Source organism: Microbacterium sp. NPDC055599 (genome assembly GCF_053618975.1).
In genome coordinates this window covers 18,606-37,734 of the sequence record NZ_JBSHIM010000010.1, presented here as the reverse complement: position 1 = coordinate 37,734, position 19,129 = coordinate 18,606, and the positions used below count along the sequence as shown (strand labels likewise).

12 protein-coding genes and 3 tRNA genes are annotated in these 19,129 nt (G+C 69.4%); 5 read left to right on the top strand and 10 right to left on the bottom strand.

The window, feature by feature from the left end:
* The first annotated feature begins 96 nt into the window (after positions 1-96).
* Complete coding sequence (locus tag ACWGQ1_RS11305) at positions 97-7,437, top strand: DUF7507 domain-containing protein (RefSeq protein ID WP_452312990.1); 7,341 nt, start codon at positions 97-99, stop codon at positions 7,435-7,437.
* 189 nt (positions 7,438-7,626) lie between these two features.
* On the opposite strand, the gene ACWGQ1_RS11300 is transcribed toward ACWGQ1_RS11305, so the two are convergent.
* From ACWGQ1_RS11300 to ACWGQ1_RS11290, 3 genes are all read right to left on the bottom strand, one after another.
* A tRNA-Ala gene (locus tag ACWGQ1_RS11300) sits at positions 7,627-7,702 on the bottom strand.
* Positions 7,703-7,724: 22 nt separating this feature from the next.
* Positions 7,725-7,801, bottom strand: a tRNA-Ile gene (locus ACWGQ1_RS11295).
* Positions 7,802-7,931: 130 nt separating this feature from the next.
* Complete coding sequence (locus ACWGQ1_RS11290) at positions 7,932-8,171, bottom strand: cell division protein CrgA (protein WP_136033213.1); 240 nt, start codon at positions 8,169-8,171, stop codon at positions 7,932-7,934.
* A gap of 101 nt (positions 8,172-8,272) precedes the next feature.
* On the opposite strand from ACWGQ1_RS11290, the gene ACWGQ1_RS11285 reads away from it, so the two are divergent.
* From ACWGQ1_RS11285 to ACWGQ1_RS11275, 3 genes are read left to right on the top strand one after another with little or no spacing between them, the layout of a single operon-like run.
* On the top strand, positions 8,273-9,067 hold the full coding sequence (locus ACWGQ1_RS11285) for a class E sortase (protein WP_452312989.1): 795 nt from the start codon (positions 8,273-8,275) through the stop codon (positions 9,065-9,067).
* Between the two features lie 26 nt (positions 9,068-9,093).
* The gene (locus ACWGQ1_RS11280; protein WP_168387293.1) at positions 9,094-9,249 is read left to right on the top strand and encodes a hypothetical protein; all 156 of its coding nucleotides are present in this window, start codon (positions 9,094-9,096) and stop codon (positions 9,247-9,249) included.
* Positions 9,246-9,878, top strand: coding sequence for a glutamine amidotransferase-related protein (locus tag ACWGQ1_RS11275; protein WP_452312988.1), 633 nt, complete (start codon positions 9,246-9,248; stop codon positions 9,876-9,878). The genes ACWGQ1_RS11280 and ACWGQ1_RS11275 overlap by 4 nt, the downstream gene beginning before the upstream one ends.
* Positions 9,879-9,902: 24 nt before the next feature.
* Here ACWGQ1_RS11275 and pknB read toward each other — a convergent pair whose 3' ends face one another.
* Genes pknB through ACWGQ1_RS11240 form a run of 7 tightly spaced genes read right to left on the bottom strand, consistent with a single transcriptional unit; the run spans position 9,903 to position 18,755 of the window.
* Positions 9,903-11,594 (bottom strand): Stk1 family PASTA domain-containing Ser/Thr kinase, encoded by a 1,692-nt coding sequence (gene pknB, locus ACWGQ1_RS11270; protein WP_206252142.1) that lies wholly within the window; start codon positions 11,592-11,594, stop codon positions 9,903-9,905.
* A 40-nt stretch (positions 11,595-11,634) separates the two neighbouring features.
* Positions 11,635-13,371 (bottom strand): protein kinase domain-containing protein, encoded by a 1,737-nt coding sequence (locus ACWGQ1_RS11265; protein ID WP_452312987.1) that lies wholly within the window; start codon positions 13,369-13,371, stop codon positions 11,635-11,637.
* A complete protein-coding gene (locus tag ACWGQ1_RS11260) occupies positions 13,368-14,822 on the bottom strand; it encodes a peptidoglycan D,D-transpeptidase FtsI family protein (protein WP_136033222.1) in 1,455 nt (484 codons plus the stop codon). Before ACWGQ1_RS11260 ends, ACWGQ1_RS11265 begins: the two co-directional genes overlap by 4 nt.
* A 1-nt stretch (position 14,823) precedes the next feature.
* Entirely contained in the window at positions 14,824-16,209 is a 1,386-nt protein-coding gene (locus tag ACWGQ1_RS11255) for an FtsW/RodA/SpoVE family cell cycle protein (RefSeq protein WP_452312986.1), read from the bottom strand.
* Positions 16,206-17,510, bottom strand: a complete 1,305-nt coding sequence (locus ACWGQ1_RS11250) for a PP2C family protein-serine/threonine phosphatase (protein ID WP_136033227.1) — start codon at positions 17,508-17,510, stop codon at positions 16,206-16,208. The genes ACWGQ1_RS11255 and ACWGQ1_RS11250 overlap by 4 nt, the downstream gene beginning before the upstream one ends.
* Before the next feature lie 7 nt (positions 17,511-17,517).
* Positions 17,518-18,033: an FHA domain-containing protein FhaB/FipA gene (locus ACWGQ1_RS11245; protein ID WP_136033230.1), complete on the bottom strand. Its 516-nt coding sequence runs from the start codon at positions 18,031-18,033 to the stop codon at positions 17,518-17,520.
* The gene (locus ACWGQ1_RS11240; protein WP_136035625.1) at positions 18,033-18,755 is read right to left on the bottom strand and encodes an FhaA domain-containing protein; all 723 of its coding nucleotides are present in this window, start codon (positions 18,753-18,755) and stop codon (positions 18,033-18,035) included. The genes ACWGQ1_RS11245 and ACWGQ1_RS11240 overlap by 1 nt, the downstream gene beginning before the upstream one ends.
* A gap of 144 nt (positions 18,756-18,899) precedes the next feature.
* Here ACWGQ1_RS11240 and ACWGQ1_RS11235 point away from each other — a divergent pair.
* Positions 18,900-18,982 (top strand) — tRNA-Leu (locus tag ACWGQ1_RS11235).
* Positions 18,983-19,129 lie beyond the last annotated feature (147 nt).

The window sequence follows — 19,129 nt, the reverse complement described above, 5'->3', positions numbered from 1 at the left end:
ATCGTCGCATTTCCGGCGGGGCTAGCCTGCTGAGTGCTGGAGCCCCGTGCTCCGGCGATTGCTGATTCCATCTGGCGGGGGTTGCCGGAGGGTCGGATGTTCGCCTCAGAACACCACAATTTCATCGCGCCGACTGCAGGACGGAACGAGACGAGACGCCGCTGGGCGATCATCGCCCTGCTCGCGCTGCTCGCCAGCCTCCTCGTGACGGTCGTCGCGCCGCCCAAGCCGGCCGAAGCCCAGTTCCAGTTCTCCTGTACGAGTACGGAGGGCGTCGGGTACTTCGTCAACACGGGCTCCGGCTCCGTCTCGATGATCTACACCGGCACCGACACGAACATCCGGAACATCCCCGTCGGCGGCACCCCCTACGGTGTGACGTCGCTCCCGGACGGATCGCGGGTCTACGTGGCGAACGGCAACGGGTCCGTACAGGTGATCGACACCGCGACCCTCGCGGTCACGACGATCAACCACCCGTCGTTCTCCGCGTCGGTCGGCGCGTGGAGCTCCGCCGACGGCTCGCAGGTGTTCATCTCGAACATCGGGTCCAACACCGTCAGCGTGATCGACACCGCGACCAACACCGTGTCCCGCGTGATCACGGTCGGCGCCGCCGGTTCTCGTCCGGGATGGGTCGATGCCTACGGAAACGAGCTGTTCGTCGCCAAGGACGACGGCACCAACGGCGGGATCTCCGTGATCGACATGAGCAGCACCTCGACGACGACGTCCCGCGTCATCGCGGGAGCGGCTCCGGCGCACACGGTCGCCGTCAACGCCACGTACATCGCCGCCGCCAGCGAGACCGTCCTGTCGATCCCGATCCGCAACAGGACCGCGCCGTCGGCCCTCGTGCGCACCATCACGACCACCGAGCAGATCCACGGACTCACGTTCGTCCCCAACACCAACTACCTCGTGGCCAGTGGCGAGGCCGGACACACGTTCGTGTACGACGCGTCGACCGGGGCGCTGCTGCGGACGTTCACCGCGGGTGGCTCGAACATGCGCGTGCCCGTGGCCTCGCCGATCAGCAACGAGGTCTACATCGCCGGATACTCCACGCCCACGGGCACGCTGGACCGGCTCGTGACCACCGGGGCTCCGGCCACCTGGACCTACACCGCCAATCAGACGGCCCTGCAGAACGCTCCCGACGGCCACACCCCCGCGTTCTCCTGCCTGCCGCCGCTCTCGGGTTCCAAGTCCTTCGCCAAGTCGCCGATCGCTCAGGGCGAGACGACCACCCTGACGATCACGATCAACAACACCAACCTCGCCCCCACCACCGGCATCACCGGGGCGGCGCTGACCGACAACCTGCCCTCCAACATCCGCATCGCACCGACGGGCACGGCGACGACGACATGTACCGCCGCAACACTCACGGCGCCCCCCGGCGGGACGACCGTCAGCCTGAGCGGTGCTTCGATCCCCGCGGCCACCGGGCCGAACGGGGCGATCGTGCCGGGAAGCTGCACCATCACCGTGCCGGTGATCGGCGTCACACCCGGCGCCCAGACCAACACGATCGAGCCCGGGGCTCTCTCCGCGAACATCGTGGGCGAGACGGCGAACTCGTTCTCCGCACCGATCGAGGTGCTTCCCCCGGCGATGCAGATCGCGAAGACGAACGACGACGCCGACGGGATCGTCGACGGCGGACAGACGCTGACCTACTCGATCACGCTGACCAACGCCGGGACGATCCCGCAGACGGGCGTCACCGTCGACGACGTGCTCCCCGCGGGCGTCACCTATGTGCCCGGGTCCACCGTCGCCACGCAGGGCACCACCGTGCGCGACAACGCGGCGGGAGGGACCAACCCCGACCTCGTCGGCGGCGATCCCGTCGCCGGGTCGCTCGTCGGACCGACGGATCCGTTCACGATCCCTCCGGGCGAATCGCTCGTGGTCACCTACCAGGTGACCGTGGACACTCCCGCGCCGGAGACGATCGACTCGTACACCAACACCGCCAGCGCCAGCTCCACCCAGGAGCCGACGCCGATCAGCACGACCGACACCGTGCAGGCCCTGTCCACCCTCGATCTCGTGAAGTCCGCGGGCACCCCGGTCGACGTCAACGGCAACGGGACCACCGACACCGGCGACACCATCGCCTACACCTTCACCGTCACGAACACCGGTAACACCACCATCGCGAACATCGCCGTCACCGATCCGAAGCTCGGCGCGATCACGTGCGACGCCACGACCCTGGCACCCGACGCCGTGGCCACCTGTACCGCGCCGCCCTACGTCATCACCCAGGCGGAGACCGATGCCGGCGCCGTCGACAACAGCGCCACCGCGGCGGGCACCGACCCCAGCGGCGACCCCATCGCCTCGAACGAGTCGACCACCTCGACACCCACCGAGCAGGCCCCGGCACTGCTGTTCGACAAGACGGCCGCCGCCCCGGTGGATGTGAATGCGAACGGCATCACCGACGCGGGCGACACCATCGCCTACACGTTCAGCGTCGCCAACACGGGCAACGTCACGATGAGTGGCATCACCGTCACCGACCCGAAGATCGGCGCGGTGACCTGCGACGTGACCACCCTGGCTCCCGGTGAGGTCGCGAGCTGCACCGCGCCCGCCTACACGATCACTGCCGCGGACCAGGACGCGGGCGAGGTCGCGAACACCGCGAGTGCCACCGGCACCGATCCCGGCGGCACCGCCGTCCCGTCGAACGACGACAGCACCACCACTCCGGTGGTCGCACCCGCACCGGCCCTCGAGATCGACAAGACCGCGGGAACGCCCGTGGACGTCAACGGGAACGGCTCGACGGACGTCGGCGACACCATCGCGTACACGTTCACGGTGACCAACACCGGCAACGTCACCGTGTCGGACATCGCCGTGAACGACCCCAGGGTCGGCACGGTGACCTGTGATGTCACGGCGCTCGGGCCGACGGGAGTCGCGACCTGCACGGCCGCCCCATACGTGATCACCCAGGCCGACATGGACAACGGCTCGGTGGACAACTCCGCCACCGCGAACGGCACGGACCCGACGGGCGGCCCGGTCGTGACCACCCCCGACACCACGACCACCCCCACCGACCAGGCGCCGGCGCTGTCGTTCGACAAGACCGCAGGCACCCCCGTGGATGTGAACGCCAACGGCATCACGGACGAGGGCGACACCATCGCGTACACCTTCACCGTCACCAACACCGGCAACGTCACGGTGGCGGGCATCGCGGTCACGGATGCCCTCGTCGGCGCCGTCACGTGTGACGTCACCACGCTGACGCCCGGAGCCGTGGCGACCTGCACCGCGGCGCCGTACACGATCACCGCTGCGGACGAGACCGCGGGCGAGGTCGTGAACAGCGCCTCGGCCGCAGGCACGGACCCGGGCGGTGACGCCGTCCCGTCGAACACCGACACGACGACGACGCCGGTCGTTGCCTCGGCACCGAGTCTCACGATCGACAAGGCAGCGGGTGCTCCGGTCGACGTCAACGGCAACGGGGTGACCGACGCCGGCGACACGATCGCCTACACCTTCACCGTGACCAACACCGGCAACGTGCCGCTCGCCGATGTCGCGGTGGACGACCCGAAGGTCGGCGCGGTCACCTGTGATGCGACCACCCTCGCTCCCGGTGCGGTCGCGAGCTGCACCGCCGCGACGTACACGATCACGCAGGCCGACGTCGACAACGGCTCGGTCGACAACTCCGCCACGGCCACGGGCACCCCGCCCGGAGAACCTGCGATCACCTCCGACCCCGACACCACGAGCACCCCGACCGACCAGACCGCGTCGCTCGTGCTGGACAAGACCGCGGGCACACCGGTCGACGTGAATGCGGACGGCCTGACCGACGAGGGCGACACCATCGCGTACACGTTCACCGTCACGAACACCGGCACCGTCACACTGACCGACGTAGCCGTCGACGACCCGAAGGTGGGCACCGTCACGTGTGACGTCACGACTCTCGCTCCCGGGGCCGTGGCCACCTGCACGGCAGCGCCGTACACGATCACCGCCGCGGACGAGACCGCGGGCGAGGTGGCGAACACCGCGACCGCCGCAGCCACCGACCCCGGCGGCGACCCCGCCCCCACCGCCGACGACAGCACCACGACCCCGGTCGTCGCCTCGGCCGCGGCTCTCACGATCGACAAGGTCGCGGGCGCCCCGGTGGACGTCGACGGCAACGGCATCACGAACGCCGGTGACACGATCGCGTACACGTTCACGGTGACCAACACCGGCAATGTGGCGGTGTCGGAGATCACGGTGGACGACCCGAAGGTCGACGCGGTGACGTGTGATGTGACCACCCTGGCCCCCGGTGCGGTCGCGAACTGCACCGCGGCGCCGTACGTGATCACCGCTGCGGATGAGACCGCGGGCGAGGTCGCGAACACCGCGACGGCCGCGGGCACGGACCCGGACGGCGACTCGGTCGCCTCCGACCCCGACAGCACGACCACTCCGGTCGTCACGCCGGCGCCGGCGCTGTCGTTTGAGAAGACGGCGGGGACGCCGGTGGATGTGAATGCGAATGGCATCACGGATGAGGGTGACACGATCGGGTACACGTTCACGGTGACCAACACCGGCAACGTGACGGTGACGGATGTCGCTGTGGATGACCCGAAGGTGGGTGCGGTGACGTGTGATGTGACGACGCTGGCGCCGGGTGAGGTCGCTTCGTGTGCGTCGGCGCCGTATACGGTGACGGCGGCGGATGAGGCTGCGGGTGAGGTGGCGAACACGGCGACGGCGTCGGGGACGGCTCCGAACGGTGACCCTGTTCCGTCCGACCCGGATTCGACGACGACGCCGTCGGAGGCGTCGGCTCCGAGTTCGACGGTCGAGAAGACCGCTGGTGCCCCGGTGGATGTGAATGGCAACGGGGTGACCGATGTGGGCGACACGATCGCGTACACGTTCACAGTGACCAACACCGGCAACGTGCCGCTGGCCGATGTGACGGTGAACGACCCGAAGGTCGGCGCGGTGACGTGTGATGTCACCACGCTCGCCCCCGGTGCGGTTGCGAACTGCACCGCGGCACCGTATGTGATCACGCAGGCCGACGTGGACAACGGCTCCGTCGACAACTCCGCCACGGCCACGGGCACCCCACCCGGAGAGGACCCTGTTCCGTCTGAGCCCGACACGACGACCACCCCCACCGACCAGACCCCGGCGCTCGAGCTGGACAAGGTGGCCGGCACGCCGGTCGACGTGAACGGGGACGGCCTCACCAACGCCGGGGACACGATCGACTACACCTTCACCGTGACCAACACCGGCAACGTGACCCTGACCGATGTCGCGGTCGCTGATCCGAAGGTCGGCACGGTGACCTGCGATGTGACGACCCTGGCACCGGGCGCGGTCGCCACCTGCACCGCCCCGGCGTACACCGTCACCACGGACGACGAGGCCGCCGGCGAGGTCGCGAACACCGCGACCGCCTCGGCGACAGACCCCGCGGGCGACCCGGCACCCACCGACGACGACAGCACCACCACCCCGGCCGTCCCGGCCGCGCCGGCGCTGTCGTTCGAGAAGACCGCGGGTGCTCCGGTGGACGTGAACGCGAACGGCATCACGGATGAGGGCGACACGATCGACTACACGTTCACGGTGACCAACACCGGCAACGTGACCCTGACCGACATCACCGTGAGTGACCCGAAGGCGGGGACCGTCACCTGCGATGTCACGACCCTGGCGCCCGGGGCCGTCGCGAGCTGCTCGGCGGCGACCTACACGGTCACGGCCGAGGATGAGGCGGCGGGCGAGGTCGCGAATACCGCTACCGCCACGGGGACGGAGCCCGGCGGTGACCCGGTCCCGTCCGACCCGGATTCGACCACGACCCCGTCGGAGGCGTCCGCGCCGGGTTCGACGATCGACAAGACCGCGGGTGACCCGGTGGATGTCAACGGCAACGGCCTGACCGATGCGGGCGACACGATCGCGTACTCGTTCACGATCACGAACACGGGCAACGTCCCGCTGGCCGATGTCGGGGTGAACGACCCCAAGGTGGGCACCGTCACCTGCGACGTCACGACGCTCGCTCCCGGAGAGGTCGCGACCTGCACCGCGGCGCCGTACGTCATCACGCAGGCCGACGTCGACGCGGGCGGGGTCGAGAACTCCGCGACCGCGACCGGCACGCCTCCCGGGGAGGATCCGGTCCCCTCGGAGCCCGACACGGTGGTGACGCCGGTCGATCAGGTGCCGTCGCTGCTGTTCGACAAGGTCGCCGGTGCTCCGGTGGATGTGAACGCGAACGGCATCACGGATGAGGGCGACACGATCGACTACACCTTCACCGTGACGAACACGGGGACCGTGACGGCGACCGACATCGCCGTGAGCGACCCGAAGGTCGGGACGGTGACGTGTGATGTCACGACCCTTGCCCCGGGCGAGGTCGCGAGCTGCACCGCGCCGACCTACACGGTCACGGCCGACGATGAGCAGGCGGGTGAGGTGGCGAACACGGCGACCGCGTCGGGGACGGATCCGAACGGTGACCCGGTCCCGTCCAACCCCGACAGCACGACCACCCCGGCCGTCGCGTCCGCCCCGAGTTCGACGATCGACAAGACCGCGGGCGCCCCCGTGGATGTCAACGGCAACGGCCTGACCGATGTGGGTGACACGATCGCGTACTCGTTCACGATCACGAACACCGGCAACGTTCCCCTCGCCGATGTCGGGGTGAACGACCCGAAGGTGGGCACCGTGACGTGCGATGTCACGACGCTCGCCCCCGGAGAGGTCGCGATTTGCACCGCGGCGCCGTACGTCATCACGCAGGCCGACGTCGACGCGGGCGGGGTCGAGAACTCCGCGACCGCGACCGGCACGCCTCCCGGAGGCGACCCCGTCCCGTCCGAACCCGACACCGTCGTGACGCCGACTGATCAGGTGCCGTCGATGACCCTCGTGAAGACGGCCGTGATCGACGACGCCGACCGGGACCGCGCCGCCGACGAGGGAGAAGTGATCCACTACGCCTTCACCGTCGCGAACACGGGCAACGTCACGATCGAGAATCTGGGCATCGACGACCCGATGCTGGACGAGCGCGGCGACGCCATCACGTGCCCGCTCGTGCCGCTGGCGCCCGGTGAGCAGGCTCTCTGTACGGCCGACCATGTCGTGACCGCGGCGGAAGCGACCGGTGGCGACCTGACCAACGTCGCTACCGCCACGGGACGTACGGGGACCGATGATCCGATCACGAGCGACCCGTCGACGGTGAGCACGCCCACGGATCCGGAGACACCGGAACCCGCACGACTGCCGACGACGGGTGGTCGGGATCAGACGGCCGCGGCACTGCTCGCGCTCGCCCTGATCCTGGGCGGAGTCACGCTGGTCGTCGTCCGGAGGGGAGCGCGCCGCCGCCCGACGGACATCGGATAGCTCGACCGGGGGGCCGAGCGACGGGGCCCGGTCGGGCGCACCCACATCGTGGGGCGGTCCGACCGGGCTCCGACGGGGCGCGGCCTGGATGAGTCGGAGCACACCGGCAGCACGACGCGACGGTGGTGAGGATCGATGCCGAAGCACGACCGGAAGGGGGTCGGTGCGCGGGAGGGAGGAGATCCGAGGTGGTGGAGCCTAGGAGATTCGAACTCCTGACATCCTGCTTGCAAAGCAGGCGCTCTACCAACTGAGCTAAGGCCCCGTGAGGGATTTCTTGAATTGAATGGTGGGGCTACCAGGACTTGAACCTGGGACCTCTTCATTATCAGTGAAGCGCTCTAACCGCCTGAGCTATAGCCCCGTCAACCTCCAAGACTTTACCGGAGAATCTCGGAAAATCCGAATCGAGCGCGAGGAGCCCGATGCACACCACCGCCGGCACGACGAAGCCCCCTCGCGCGGCGAGGGGGCTTCGGAAGAGAAGGGGCTGGTCAGCGCCAGCGTGTGGTCATGAGGAACCCGATGAGAGCGATGCCGAGACCGATCGCGAGGTTCCAGTTGTCGAGGCCCGGGATCGGGAACTGCATCCCCGAGATGTAGAACACGAGGATCCACGCGAGACCGAGAAGCATGAAGCCGATCATCACCGGCTTGAACCAGACGGCGTTGGGAGCGGCGTCGCCCTCGGCGCGCTCGACGACGGGTTCTTCGGTCTTGCGGTCACGTGCCATGCCGTCATTGTACCCGGGAGACCTCTGCGCCCACGAGAGGCGGTCACAGACGGGTGCCTCCGCACGAGCCCGTGTTCAGTGTCGACGGATAAGATCACGCCATGACTGCATCCGCCGTGCCTGGGGGGCGCCACGGACGTCGGCAGCGGCCCCGGTCGCGCGCCACGTTCGCGAGCGTGCTCGGCGAACTGCTGCTCACCGCCGGGGTCCTCGTCCTCCTCTTCGTCGCATGGCAGATGTGGATCGGCGACATCATCATCGCCGCCCAGAAGAACGACGAGGGTGCGGCGATCTCGCAGCAGCTCGCGGCGGCCGATCCCCCCGCGCTGCCGCCGAAGGTCGAGACCGACGACGGCACCACGGTGTACCAGGCGCCGGTGCCCGCCGCCCCCGCCGACGGGGCGTGGTTCGGGCAGATGCACATCCCGCGCTTCGGCGCCGAGTACAACTTCGGCATCTACGGCGGGACCAGCCGGGCCAGGACGCTCGACCAGAAGGGCATCGGGGTCTACACCGACTCGAAGATGCCCGGCGAGGTCGGCAACTTCTCCCTCGCGGGCCACCGCACCACCTGGGGCAAGCCGTTCAACCAGCTCGACAAGCTGCAACTGAACGACGCGATCGTGGTCGAGACCCCCGACGGCTGGTACACGTACCGCTTCCGCACGCTCGAGTACGTCACGCCCACGCAGACCGACGTGCTGGCCGACGTGCCGCAGATGCCCGCACAGCAGACCGGCGAGCAGTACATCACCCTCACGGCGTGCTCCCCCCTGTACTCGCTCGCCGAGCGGATCGTCGCCTACGGCGTGTTCGAGAGCTTCCAGCCGCGCGCCGACGGACCGCCGTCCGCACTGACCGACCCGCCTCCCCCGCCCGCCGCTCCGTCGGTGTGACCACGAACGATCAGGAGACACCACCCATGTACGCCGCACTCTGGCGCCTGCTGCCCGGTCCCTGGTGGCTGCGTGTGCTCATCCTGCTGGTCGTGGTCGCCGCCGTGCTCTACGCCCTGTTCTGGTACGTGTTCCCCTGGATCAGCCCGTTCATCTCCCCGGGTGAGGTCGACGTCGAATGACCCGCGTGCTCGTCGTGGACAACCACGACAGCTTCGTGCACACCCTGATCGGCTATCTCCACGAGCTCGGTGCCGACACCACGATCGTCGAGGCGGACGAGGTCGATGCGGCGCGGGTCGAGGGACTGCTCACCGCGCACGACGCGCTGCTCCTGTCGCCCGGGCCCGGCTCGCCCGACGACGCCGGCGTCTCGCTCGATGCGGTCCGCCTCGCCGCCCGCGCCGCCGTGCCCACGCTCGGCGTGTGCCTGGGCCACCAGGTGATCGGCGCGGCCCTGGGTGCCCCCGTGACCGGCGCACCGGACCTCATGCACGGCATGGTGTCGACGGTCGAGCACGACGGCTCGGCGCTGTTCGACGGCATCCCCTCGCCGTTCGCGGCGGGTCGCTACCACTCCCTCGCCCTCGCGGAGCGCGACCTGCCCGCCGAGCTCGCGGTGACCGCACGGACGGCGGACGGCACGGTGATGGCGCTCGAACACCGCACGCTCCCGTTCCACGGGGTGCAGTTCCACCCGGAGAGCGTGCTCACCGAGGGCGGCTACCGTCTGCTGGCGAACTGGCTGCGACTGTGCGGCGACCCGGACGCCGTGTCGCGAGCAGAACGACTGCACCCGCTCACGCGCTGACCCCGGGTGTCGGACGGCTGCGCCTCAGGAACCGGTGCAGTAGCGCAGCTCGACCGAGGAGTTGATCGGCACGTCGCCCGGAGCGACCGACATCGAGTGCACGGTGGCCGGGTCGGTGGCGGGGCAGTCGCTCTCCTCGATCGGCACCGGGGTGAGCCCGAGATCCGTGAGCGCCTTCGATGCGGAATCGACCGACCAGCCCACGACATCCGACAGGGTGACCTTGCCGCTGGCGACCTCGAGGTTCACGACCGTGTTCGGCGCCACCTCGGTGTCGGCCTTCTCGCTGGCCGTCATCACGGTGTTCGCCGCGAGGCCCTTGTCGTTGCGCTGGGTGACCGTGCCGAGCTGCAGCCCCGCCTTCTCCAGCGCCTCGGTGGCCGCGGCCAGGGACATGCCCTCGAGCTTCGGCACCACCACGGTCTCCTCGCCGGACGACACGTAGAGCGTGACGGTGGACCCCTGCTCGACCGACACCCCGCTCTCCGGATCCGTGCGGATCACGTTGCCCTCGGCGATGTCGGGACTGGACTCGATGACGATCTTCGACGAGAGGTCGAGCTTGGCCAGGTCGTCCTGCGCACGCTCCGACGCCACATTGGTCAGGTCGGGCACGACCCTCGACGTGCTGGGCACCTCGGACGGCCGCATGCTGATCGTGACCACCCAGAACAGGACCGACGCCAGAAGCACCGCCAGCAGCGCGACGCCCGCCCAGATCCACGCGACCGGCGGGCCCGACTGCGTGCGGGTCATGGTGGTGTCGCTGCTGAGCTGCCGCAGCGACCGCGCCGTCTCCTGCGCCTGACGCGGGTTCGGGCCATACAGCTCGCTGGTGAGCGCGCCGATCTGCTTGCGCGTCGGGGCGGCACCGGTCACGGCCGAGTCGAGGGCCGCGCGGAAGTGCGCCGCGTCGGGGAAGCGCTGGTACGGGTCCTTCGCGAGCGCGCGCAGCACGATCGGGTCGAGCGCCGCCGGGGACTCCTCGTTCACCTCGGACGGAGGGATCGGTGTCTCGCTCACGTGCTGGTACGCCACCGCGACCGGAGACTCGCCGCGGAACGGCTGGCGCCCGGTGAGCAGCTCGTACAGCACCACGCCGGTGGAGTACAGGTCGGCGCGGGCGTCGACCGGCTCGCCCTTGGCCTGCTCCGGCGAGAAGTACGCCGCGGTGCCGATGATCTGCGTGGTCTCCGCGACCGTCGAGGAGGAGTCGGACACCGCGCGGGCGATGCCGAAGTCCATGACCTTGACCTGACCCTTGTCGGTCACCATCACGTTGCCGGGCTTGATGTCGCGGTGCACCACACCCGCGCGGTGCGAGTAGTCCAGCGCCTCGAGGATCCCGTCGACGTAGCGGACGGCGTCGGCCACGGGCACCGGGCCCTCGGCGATGATCTTCTTCAGCAGGGTGCCCTTGACGAGCTCCATCACGATGTACGGCGGCTCATCGGACGAGGCGTCGCTCGTCGACGGGTCGCCCGCGTCGTACACCCGCACGATCGACGGGTGGGACATGCGCGACGCCGCCTGCGCCTCCAGCCGGAACCGCGTGCGGAAGCTCGTGTCCCTGGCCAGCTCGGGGTCGAGGATCTTGATCGCGATCTCGCGACCGAGGGTCAGGTCGTACCCGCGGTACACCTTCGCCATTCCGCCGTGCCCGATGAGCTCGTCGACGCGGTACCGGCCCGCGATGACTTGTGGCTCTGTCGACACGGATGACCCCCCTGAAACTACAAAACAGCTGGACTACAGGCTACCCTTCGGCGCCGCCACCACCGTCACCCTCGCCATCGTCGGGGGCCGTGATGGTGACCGACAGCGGGGGCGACGCGTTCGACGTGCGCTGGTCGCCGCCCGAGCACATGGCCTGGTAGGTGACGATGAGCTGCTGGCCCACCGCGTCGCCGACCTTCACCTGCGTGTTGCGCTGCGTCGGCTGGAAGTTCGGGCCGCCCGAGACGAACGAGCCGTTCTGCAGCGACACGACGTAGCCCGACAGGGTGGTGCCGCTCGGGCACGTGAAACCGGTGCCCCAGGCCACCGTGACCGTGCTGCCCGCGACCGGGTCGCCCGTGAGCGTCGGGGTGTCGGTCGGCGTGGGCAGCGGGGTGCGTGCGGCGTACACGGTCAACGCGATCGGCGTCGTGGTCTCGACGTTCCCGGTGGGCTGAACCCGGTACACCTGACCAACCTCCGCGTCGCTCGGGGCGGGATCGCCGTCGGCGCACGTGACGTTGTTCGTGAAGCCCGCGTCGGCCAGCGTCGCGGTCGCCGTGGCGCAGTCCATGCCGTTGAGGTTCAGCGCAGCCACGTCGACGCGCGTCACCTCGGGCGTCGGGCTCGTGGAGGGCGACGGGGGCGGCGTGGTCTGCGCGGTGGTCGGCGAGTCGGACGGCTTCGGATCTTCCCCCCGGTTGCCGAACATGGCCCACAACGTGCCCACGAGCACGATGATCAGCAGGGCGATCAGGGCGATCAGCGGCCAGGTCCAGGCGCTGCGCTTCTTCTTCTTCTCCTCCTCCGCGACGGCCTCCTCGGTGGGCAGCTGCGCGGTGGTGGGGAGGATGCGCGTGGCACCGTCGTTCGATGCCGTCAGCATGCGCGTGGCGTCGTCGTCGCCGGCGATCCCGCCGGTCGCGATCGCCGGAACAGCGATCGCCGCCGAGTTCAGGTCTCCGCGCCGCAGCGCCTGTGCGGCCCGCGCGACGGTCGCCGCCGAGGACGGGCGGTCGGCGGGCTTCTTGGCGATCATCGCCATCACGAGGTTCTGCACCGGGATCGGCACGGTCGGCGGCAGCGGCGGCGGCTGCTCGTTGATCTGCGCCATCGCGATCGCCACCTGCGACTCGCCCGTGAACGGACGCTTGCCGGCCAGGCACTCGTACGCCACGATGCCCAGCGAGTACGTGTCGGTCGCGGGAGATGCGGGGTGGCCGGACGCCTGCTCGGGCGACAGGTACTGCACGGTTCCCATCACCTGACCGGTCGCCGTCAGCGGCACCTGGTCGGCGATGCGAGCGATGCCGAAGTCGGTGATCTTGACGCGGCCGTCTGGCGTGATCAGCAGGTTGCCCGGCTTGATGTCGCGGTGCACCAGGCCGGCGGCGTGCGCGGCCTGCAGGGCGGACGCCGTCTGCGCCACGATGTCGAGCGTCTTGTCGGCGCTCAGCGCGCCGTCGCGCTCGAGGATCGTGGAGAGGGCCTCACCCGGCACGAGCTCCATGACGAGGTAGGCGCTGCCGTTCTCCTCGCCGTAGTCGAAGACGCTGGCGATGCCCTCGTGGTTGACGAGCGCGGCGTGCCGCGCCTCCGCGCGGAACCGCTCGAGGAACCCCGGGTCCCCCATGTACTCGTCCTTGAGGATCTTGATCGCGACGGTACGCCCGATGACGTGATCCGTCGCCTCCCAGACCTCGCCCATGCCGCCGATCGCGATCCGCGACTGCAGCTCGTAACGACCACCGAACGACACACCCTGCGTCGGCCTCATCTGCCCAGCACCGCCTCTATGACCTTCTTCGCGATCGGAGCGGCGATGGTGTCACCGCTCCCTGATTGTCCCTGCCCGCCGCCGTTCTCGACGACGACCGCCACGGCGACCGATGGGTCGTCCGCCGGGGCGAACCCGGTGAACCACAGCGTATGCGGCCTGTTTCCGTTCTCTGCCGTGCCCGTCTTACCGGCCACGTCGACCCCGTCTATTCTTGCACCCTGGGCCGCGCCGTTTGAGACGCTGGCGACCATGGCGGAGGTGATCTCGTTCGCCACATCGGCTTCCATCGCCCGCCCGAACTCGCTGTTCTGGAAGGCCTTGATCACCGACAGGTCGTTGCCGATCACGGCATCCACCATCTGCGGGTTCATGACCACGCCGTCGTTCGCGATGCCGGCCGACACCATCGCCATCTGCAGCGGTGTCGCGGTGACCTGTCCCTGCCCGAAACCGCTGAGCGCGGTCTGCGCGTCGTCGAGCGCCCGCGGGTAGCTGGACGGGGTCGAGGCGAGCGGCGTGTCGAAGCTCCGGTTGAAGCCGAACTTCTCCGCCATCTCCCGGATCGCGTCGTCGCCGAGCTCCACGGCGAGCTCCGCCATCGGGATGTTGCAGCTGAGGCGGATGGCCTCGGCGATCGTCACGGTCGCACCGGGACCGCACGTGCCGCCCCACGCGTTGGACACGCGGTTGGACGAGCCGGGCAGGGTGTACAGCGCGGGGTTGGGCAGCGTGGACTCCGGCGTCCATTTGCCGCTCGCGTATGCCGCGGCCGCCGTGACGAGTTTGAACGTGGAGCCCGGGGGGTTCAGGTCGCCGGCGATCGCGCGGTTCGACAGGGGCTTGCCCGGGTCGGCGACCAGCTGGTCATAGGTGGCGTTCGCGGCGTTCGCGTCGTGCGTCGCCATCAGGTTCGTGTCGAAGCCGGGGGTCGACACCATCGCGAGGATGCGCCCGGTCTTCGGGTCCATCGCCACGACCGCGCCCTGCAGACCGTCGAGCGCCTCGGCGGCAGCCCGCTGCGCGGCCGTGTTCAGCGACAGCTCGACGCTGTACCCGCGCTGCGGCTGACCCGACAGGATGCGCTCGATCTCGGAGAAGAACGCGTTGGAGCCGGTGCCGGAGAGGTCGGCGTTCATCGCCTTCTCGATGCCGGTGGTCGAGCCGAGCGCGGGGTTGAAGTACCCCGTGACCGTCTCCCACAGCGCCGGATCGGTGTACACGCGCTGGAACCGGTACTGGTCGTCGCTGGGCGTCGAGCTCGCGATCGCCGCGCCGTCGACGATGATCGCGCCGCGCTGGATCTCGAAGCTGTCCAGACGGGTGCGCTTGTTGTGCGGGTTCTGCGCGAGGCTGTCGGACTCGACGACCTGGATCCAGCTGGTCGCGGCGAACAGCGCGATGAACATGAACAGCATGATGATGCTGAGGCGGCGGAGTTCCCTGGTCATGTCAGCCGATCACCACCCGGGGCTGACGGCGCACGCCGTCGGAGATGCGCAGCAGCAGCGCCACGATGAGCCAGTTCGCGACGAGCGAGGAGCCGCCGGCCGCGAGGAACGGCGTGGTCAGACCCGTCAGCGGGATCAGCCGGGTGACACCGCCGACCATGATGAACACCTGCAGCGCGATCGTGAACGACAGTCCCGTCGCCAGCAGCTTGCCGAAGTCGTCCTGACCCGCGAGACCGATCCGCACACCGCGGCTCACGAACACCATGTACAGGCACAGGATCGCGAACAGCCCGATCAGCCCGAGCTCCTCCCCGAGGCTCGTGATGATGTAGTCGCTGTGCGCGAGCGGCGTGATCTCGGGGCGTCCCTGGCCCCATCCGGTTCCGATGAGGCCGCCGCGGGCGAGACCGAAGAGGCCCTGCATCGGCTGGTATCCGGCCACGTCGGGGTCGACCTGCGACGAGTCGAACAGGAACAGCCAGTTGACGAAGCGGCCGCGCACGTAGCTGAGGATCTGCGTGGCAACGGCGACACCGGCGACCACGAGCCCGAGCCCGATCAGCACCCAGCTGGTCTTGCCGGTGGCGACGTACAGCATCGCGACGAACATGCCGAAGATCAGCGTTCCCGTGCCGAGGTCGCGCTGGAACACGATGATCCCCAGCGAGATGGCCCACACCACCAGCACCGGACCCAGCTCCCGCATGCGCGGCCACGTGATGCCGAGCACGCGCTTGCCGACCGAGGTGAGGCTCTCGCGCGTGCGCACGAGGTAGCCGGCGAAGAAGATCGCGAGGCAGATCTTCGCGAGCTCGCCCGGCTGGAACGCGAAGATGCCGCCGAGCGACACCCACACCTGCGCGTTCGCGTCGGCGATGCGCAGTCCGGGGACGAACGGCAGGAGCAGGAGCAGGATGCCCGCGAGGCCGAAGATGTACGTGTACCGGAAGAGCACACGATAGTTGCGCAGCAGGATCACGACCGCGATGGCGCCGGCGAGGGAGATCGCCGTCCACGCGAGCTGCTTGGTGGAATATGCGTCCCACCCGGTGTTCTTGAACGCGATGTCGATCCGGTAGATCATCGCCACGCCCAGACCGGTCAGCAGGGTCGCGATCGGCAGCACGAAGGGGTCGGCGTCGGACGCCACGAAGCGCAGCACGATGTGCAGGGCGAACGCCAGCACGGCCAGACCGCCGCCGATCGCCAGGATCATCGGGTCGATCACGCCCAGCGCGCCCAGCTGCACGAGGGTCAGCGCAGCGCCGCTGATGGCGCACGCGAACAGGAGCAGCCAGAACTCCCGGTTGCGCTGCGTCTGCGGCATGCGCAGGCGCCGCAGGGCCTTGATGACGGTGGTGTCGGCCTGCACGTCGGTGCTCATCCGTCACCCCCCGCCGGAGTGTCGCTCGGGGTGGGCGCCGGCGTGGGCAGCGGGGTCTGCTCGATCACGTTCGCCTCGGCGCCCGTGCGCAGCCGGTCGACGATAGCCATCGCGTCGGACAGCGAGCGGGCCGAGATCGTGCGCTCGACCGAGGCCCGCTGATACGGCGGCAGGTCGGCGAGGAGGATGTCGGTGTCCTCCACCGGGGTGGACAGCGTGATCGGGCCGATGTTCTGCTGCACGCCCTGGAAGATCACCACGCTGTCGTCGTCGGCGCCGATGAAGTACCGCGTCTGCGTCCAGCTGTAGGCGGCGAAGGCCGCGAAGGCCAGCATCGCGATCACCACGAGCACTCCGGCGATCCAGCCGAGGCGGCGGCGTTTGGCACGGCGCCGGTCCTCCTCGATCAGCTCCTCCAGGTACTCGGGCGCCGGCTCGAAGTGGCTCGGCTCGTTCGCGGCCTGACGCACCGGGTGCAGCCAGTTGCTGCGCGGTGCGCGCACCGGCGGCACGTACACACCGGACGGGTTGGAGGCGGCGCCGACGATCGTCGCGGTGCCCGAGTGGATGGGATGCTGCCCGCCCACGTCGACCAGCACGATCGTGACGTTGTCGGGCGCGCCCCCGTCGAGCGCCTGCTTGAGGAGGTTGTCGGCCGTGCGGCCCGGTGCGAGCCCCAGCTGCATGGCCTTGAGGATCCGCGCCTCGTCGACCACACCGGACAGCCCGTCGGAGCACAGCAGCCACCGGTCGCCGGGCTGCGTGTGCATGACGAACATGTCGAGCTCGGGGTCGGAGTCCATGTCGCTGAGCACCCGCATGAGCACCGAGCGGCGAGGGTGGTAGCGGGCCTCCTCCGGCGTGATGCGACCGGAGTCGACCAGGCGCTGCACGAACGTGTGGTCGGCCGTGATCTGCGTGAGCGCGTCGTCACGGTAGAGATAGATGCGGGAGTCGCCGATGTGCCCGATCACCGCGTACTCGTCGACCATGATGATCGCGCTGAGCGTGGTGCCGAGGCCCGCGAGCTCCGGTCGGTCCTTCGCCGCACGGATCAGGTCGCCCGCGGCGGTCGTCGCGGCGGCCTGCAGCGCGGCCTGCGCATCCTCCGTCGAGGAGTAGGGCTGGTCCAGGGGCTCCAGGCGCTGGATCGCGATGCTCGAGGCGACGTCTCCACCGGCGTGACCGCCCATGCCGTCGGCGACGACGAACAGGTTCGCCCCGGAGTACCCGGAGTCCTGGTTGTTGGAGCGGACCTTCCCGGTGTGGGAGATCGCGACGCTCGAGCCCTCGAAGACCATGCCGGCGTCAGGCCCTCAGCTCGAACGTCGTGGCGCCCACCTTGACGGGGGTGCCGAGGCTGAGGGCGACCGGTCCCCCGGTCACGCGCTGCCCGGCGACGAAGGTGCCGTTCGTGGAGTCGAGGTCCTGGATCGCCCACGTGTCCCCGCGCAGGAGGAGGCGGGCGTGGTGGCTGGAGGTGTAGTCGTCGCGGATGACGAGGGCGGATTCGCTGGAGCGGCCGATCGTCATCGAGTCGGCGCCGAGCGGAAGCTCCAGCCCCGCCTTCGGCCCCGACGTGATGACCAGACGCTTCGCGGTCGCCACGGTCGCGGGGCCGGACGACGGGCGCGACGACGAGGAGGGCTTCGCGGGGGCGGCCGGCGCGGCGGCGACCGGAGCGCCGGCGGCGGCCTCGGCGGGCAGCTTGCGCGCCTTGACCCCGAACAGGTCGGCGCGCAGGGAGTACACGACACCGAACACGAAGAACCACAGCAGGACGAGGAAGCCGATGCGGAGCAGGAGCAGGACGAGTTCACTCATCAGAAGGCTCCGAACGCCCTGGTCGCGTCGTCGCCCGGGCGCGGGGGGCGCGAGGGGGCGGCAACGGGGACGATGCGGAACACCAGGTCGGTGCGGCCGATCGTGATCGTGGTGTCGGAGGGCAGCGCGGCCTCGCGCAGCTTCTGGCCGTTCACCTTCGTGCCGTTCGTGGAGCCCATGTCGCGGAGCATGGCGCGCTCGCCGTCCCACAGGATCTCCGCGTGCTTGCGGCTCGAGCCCGCGTCGGCGATCGTGATGTCGGCGTCGGACCCTCGGCCGATCACCGTGCGAGCCCGGGTGAGCGCGTGGCGGCGGCCGTCGACGTCGACCACGGCCTGCCAGTCGACGCGGCCCTCGACCGTGCCGGAGTTGACGCGCACCGTGCCCGTCGCGACCTTCTCGTCGGCTTCGAGCGTGAGCGACAGCGGCCCGGCGAAGCTGTAGCCCTGGGACTTCGCGTGCGTCGTGAGCAGTGCGTGCAACTCGTCGGTGAGGGCGCCGCCGAGACCACGCATGCGGTCGGCGTCGTCGGGGCTCAACCGCACCACGTAGTTGTTCGGGGTGAGGATGCGGTCGCGGCTGACGACCGCGGCCTTCGTGTCGGCCTCGCGGCGCAGAGCCGAGGCGATCTCCACCGGCTGTATACCGCTGCGGAAGGTCTTCGCGAACGCGCTGTTCACTGCGCGCTCGAGACCCTTCTCAAAGCTGTCAAGTAGTCCCACTGGGCTCCTCTGGCATGCCGACCGGTAGGGACATCGTAGCCAGGTGACCTGGGGGAACGCCGCCGCGGTCCCTCGGGGCGTGTGCAACGCGACCGAAAACGCGTGATATCCTCGGGAAGTTGAGTTCTTCGGAACGAGACACTCGCGCGAGTGGCGGAATGGTAGACGCGCTGGCTTCAGGTGCCAGTGTCCTTATGGACGTGGGGGTTCAAGTCCCCCCTCGCGCACAGGGCAGGTTCATGAAAAACCGTGAATCAGTTCATGAAATGCGAGTCCGGCGGCTTCCTCATTGAGAAATGAGGCGGCCGCCGCTTCGTTTTCCGGCTCCTTCGACGATCTGCCCAGCTGATCCCCGCTCGCCGCAGTTTCGACGC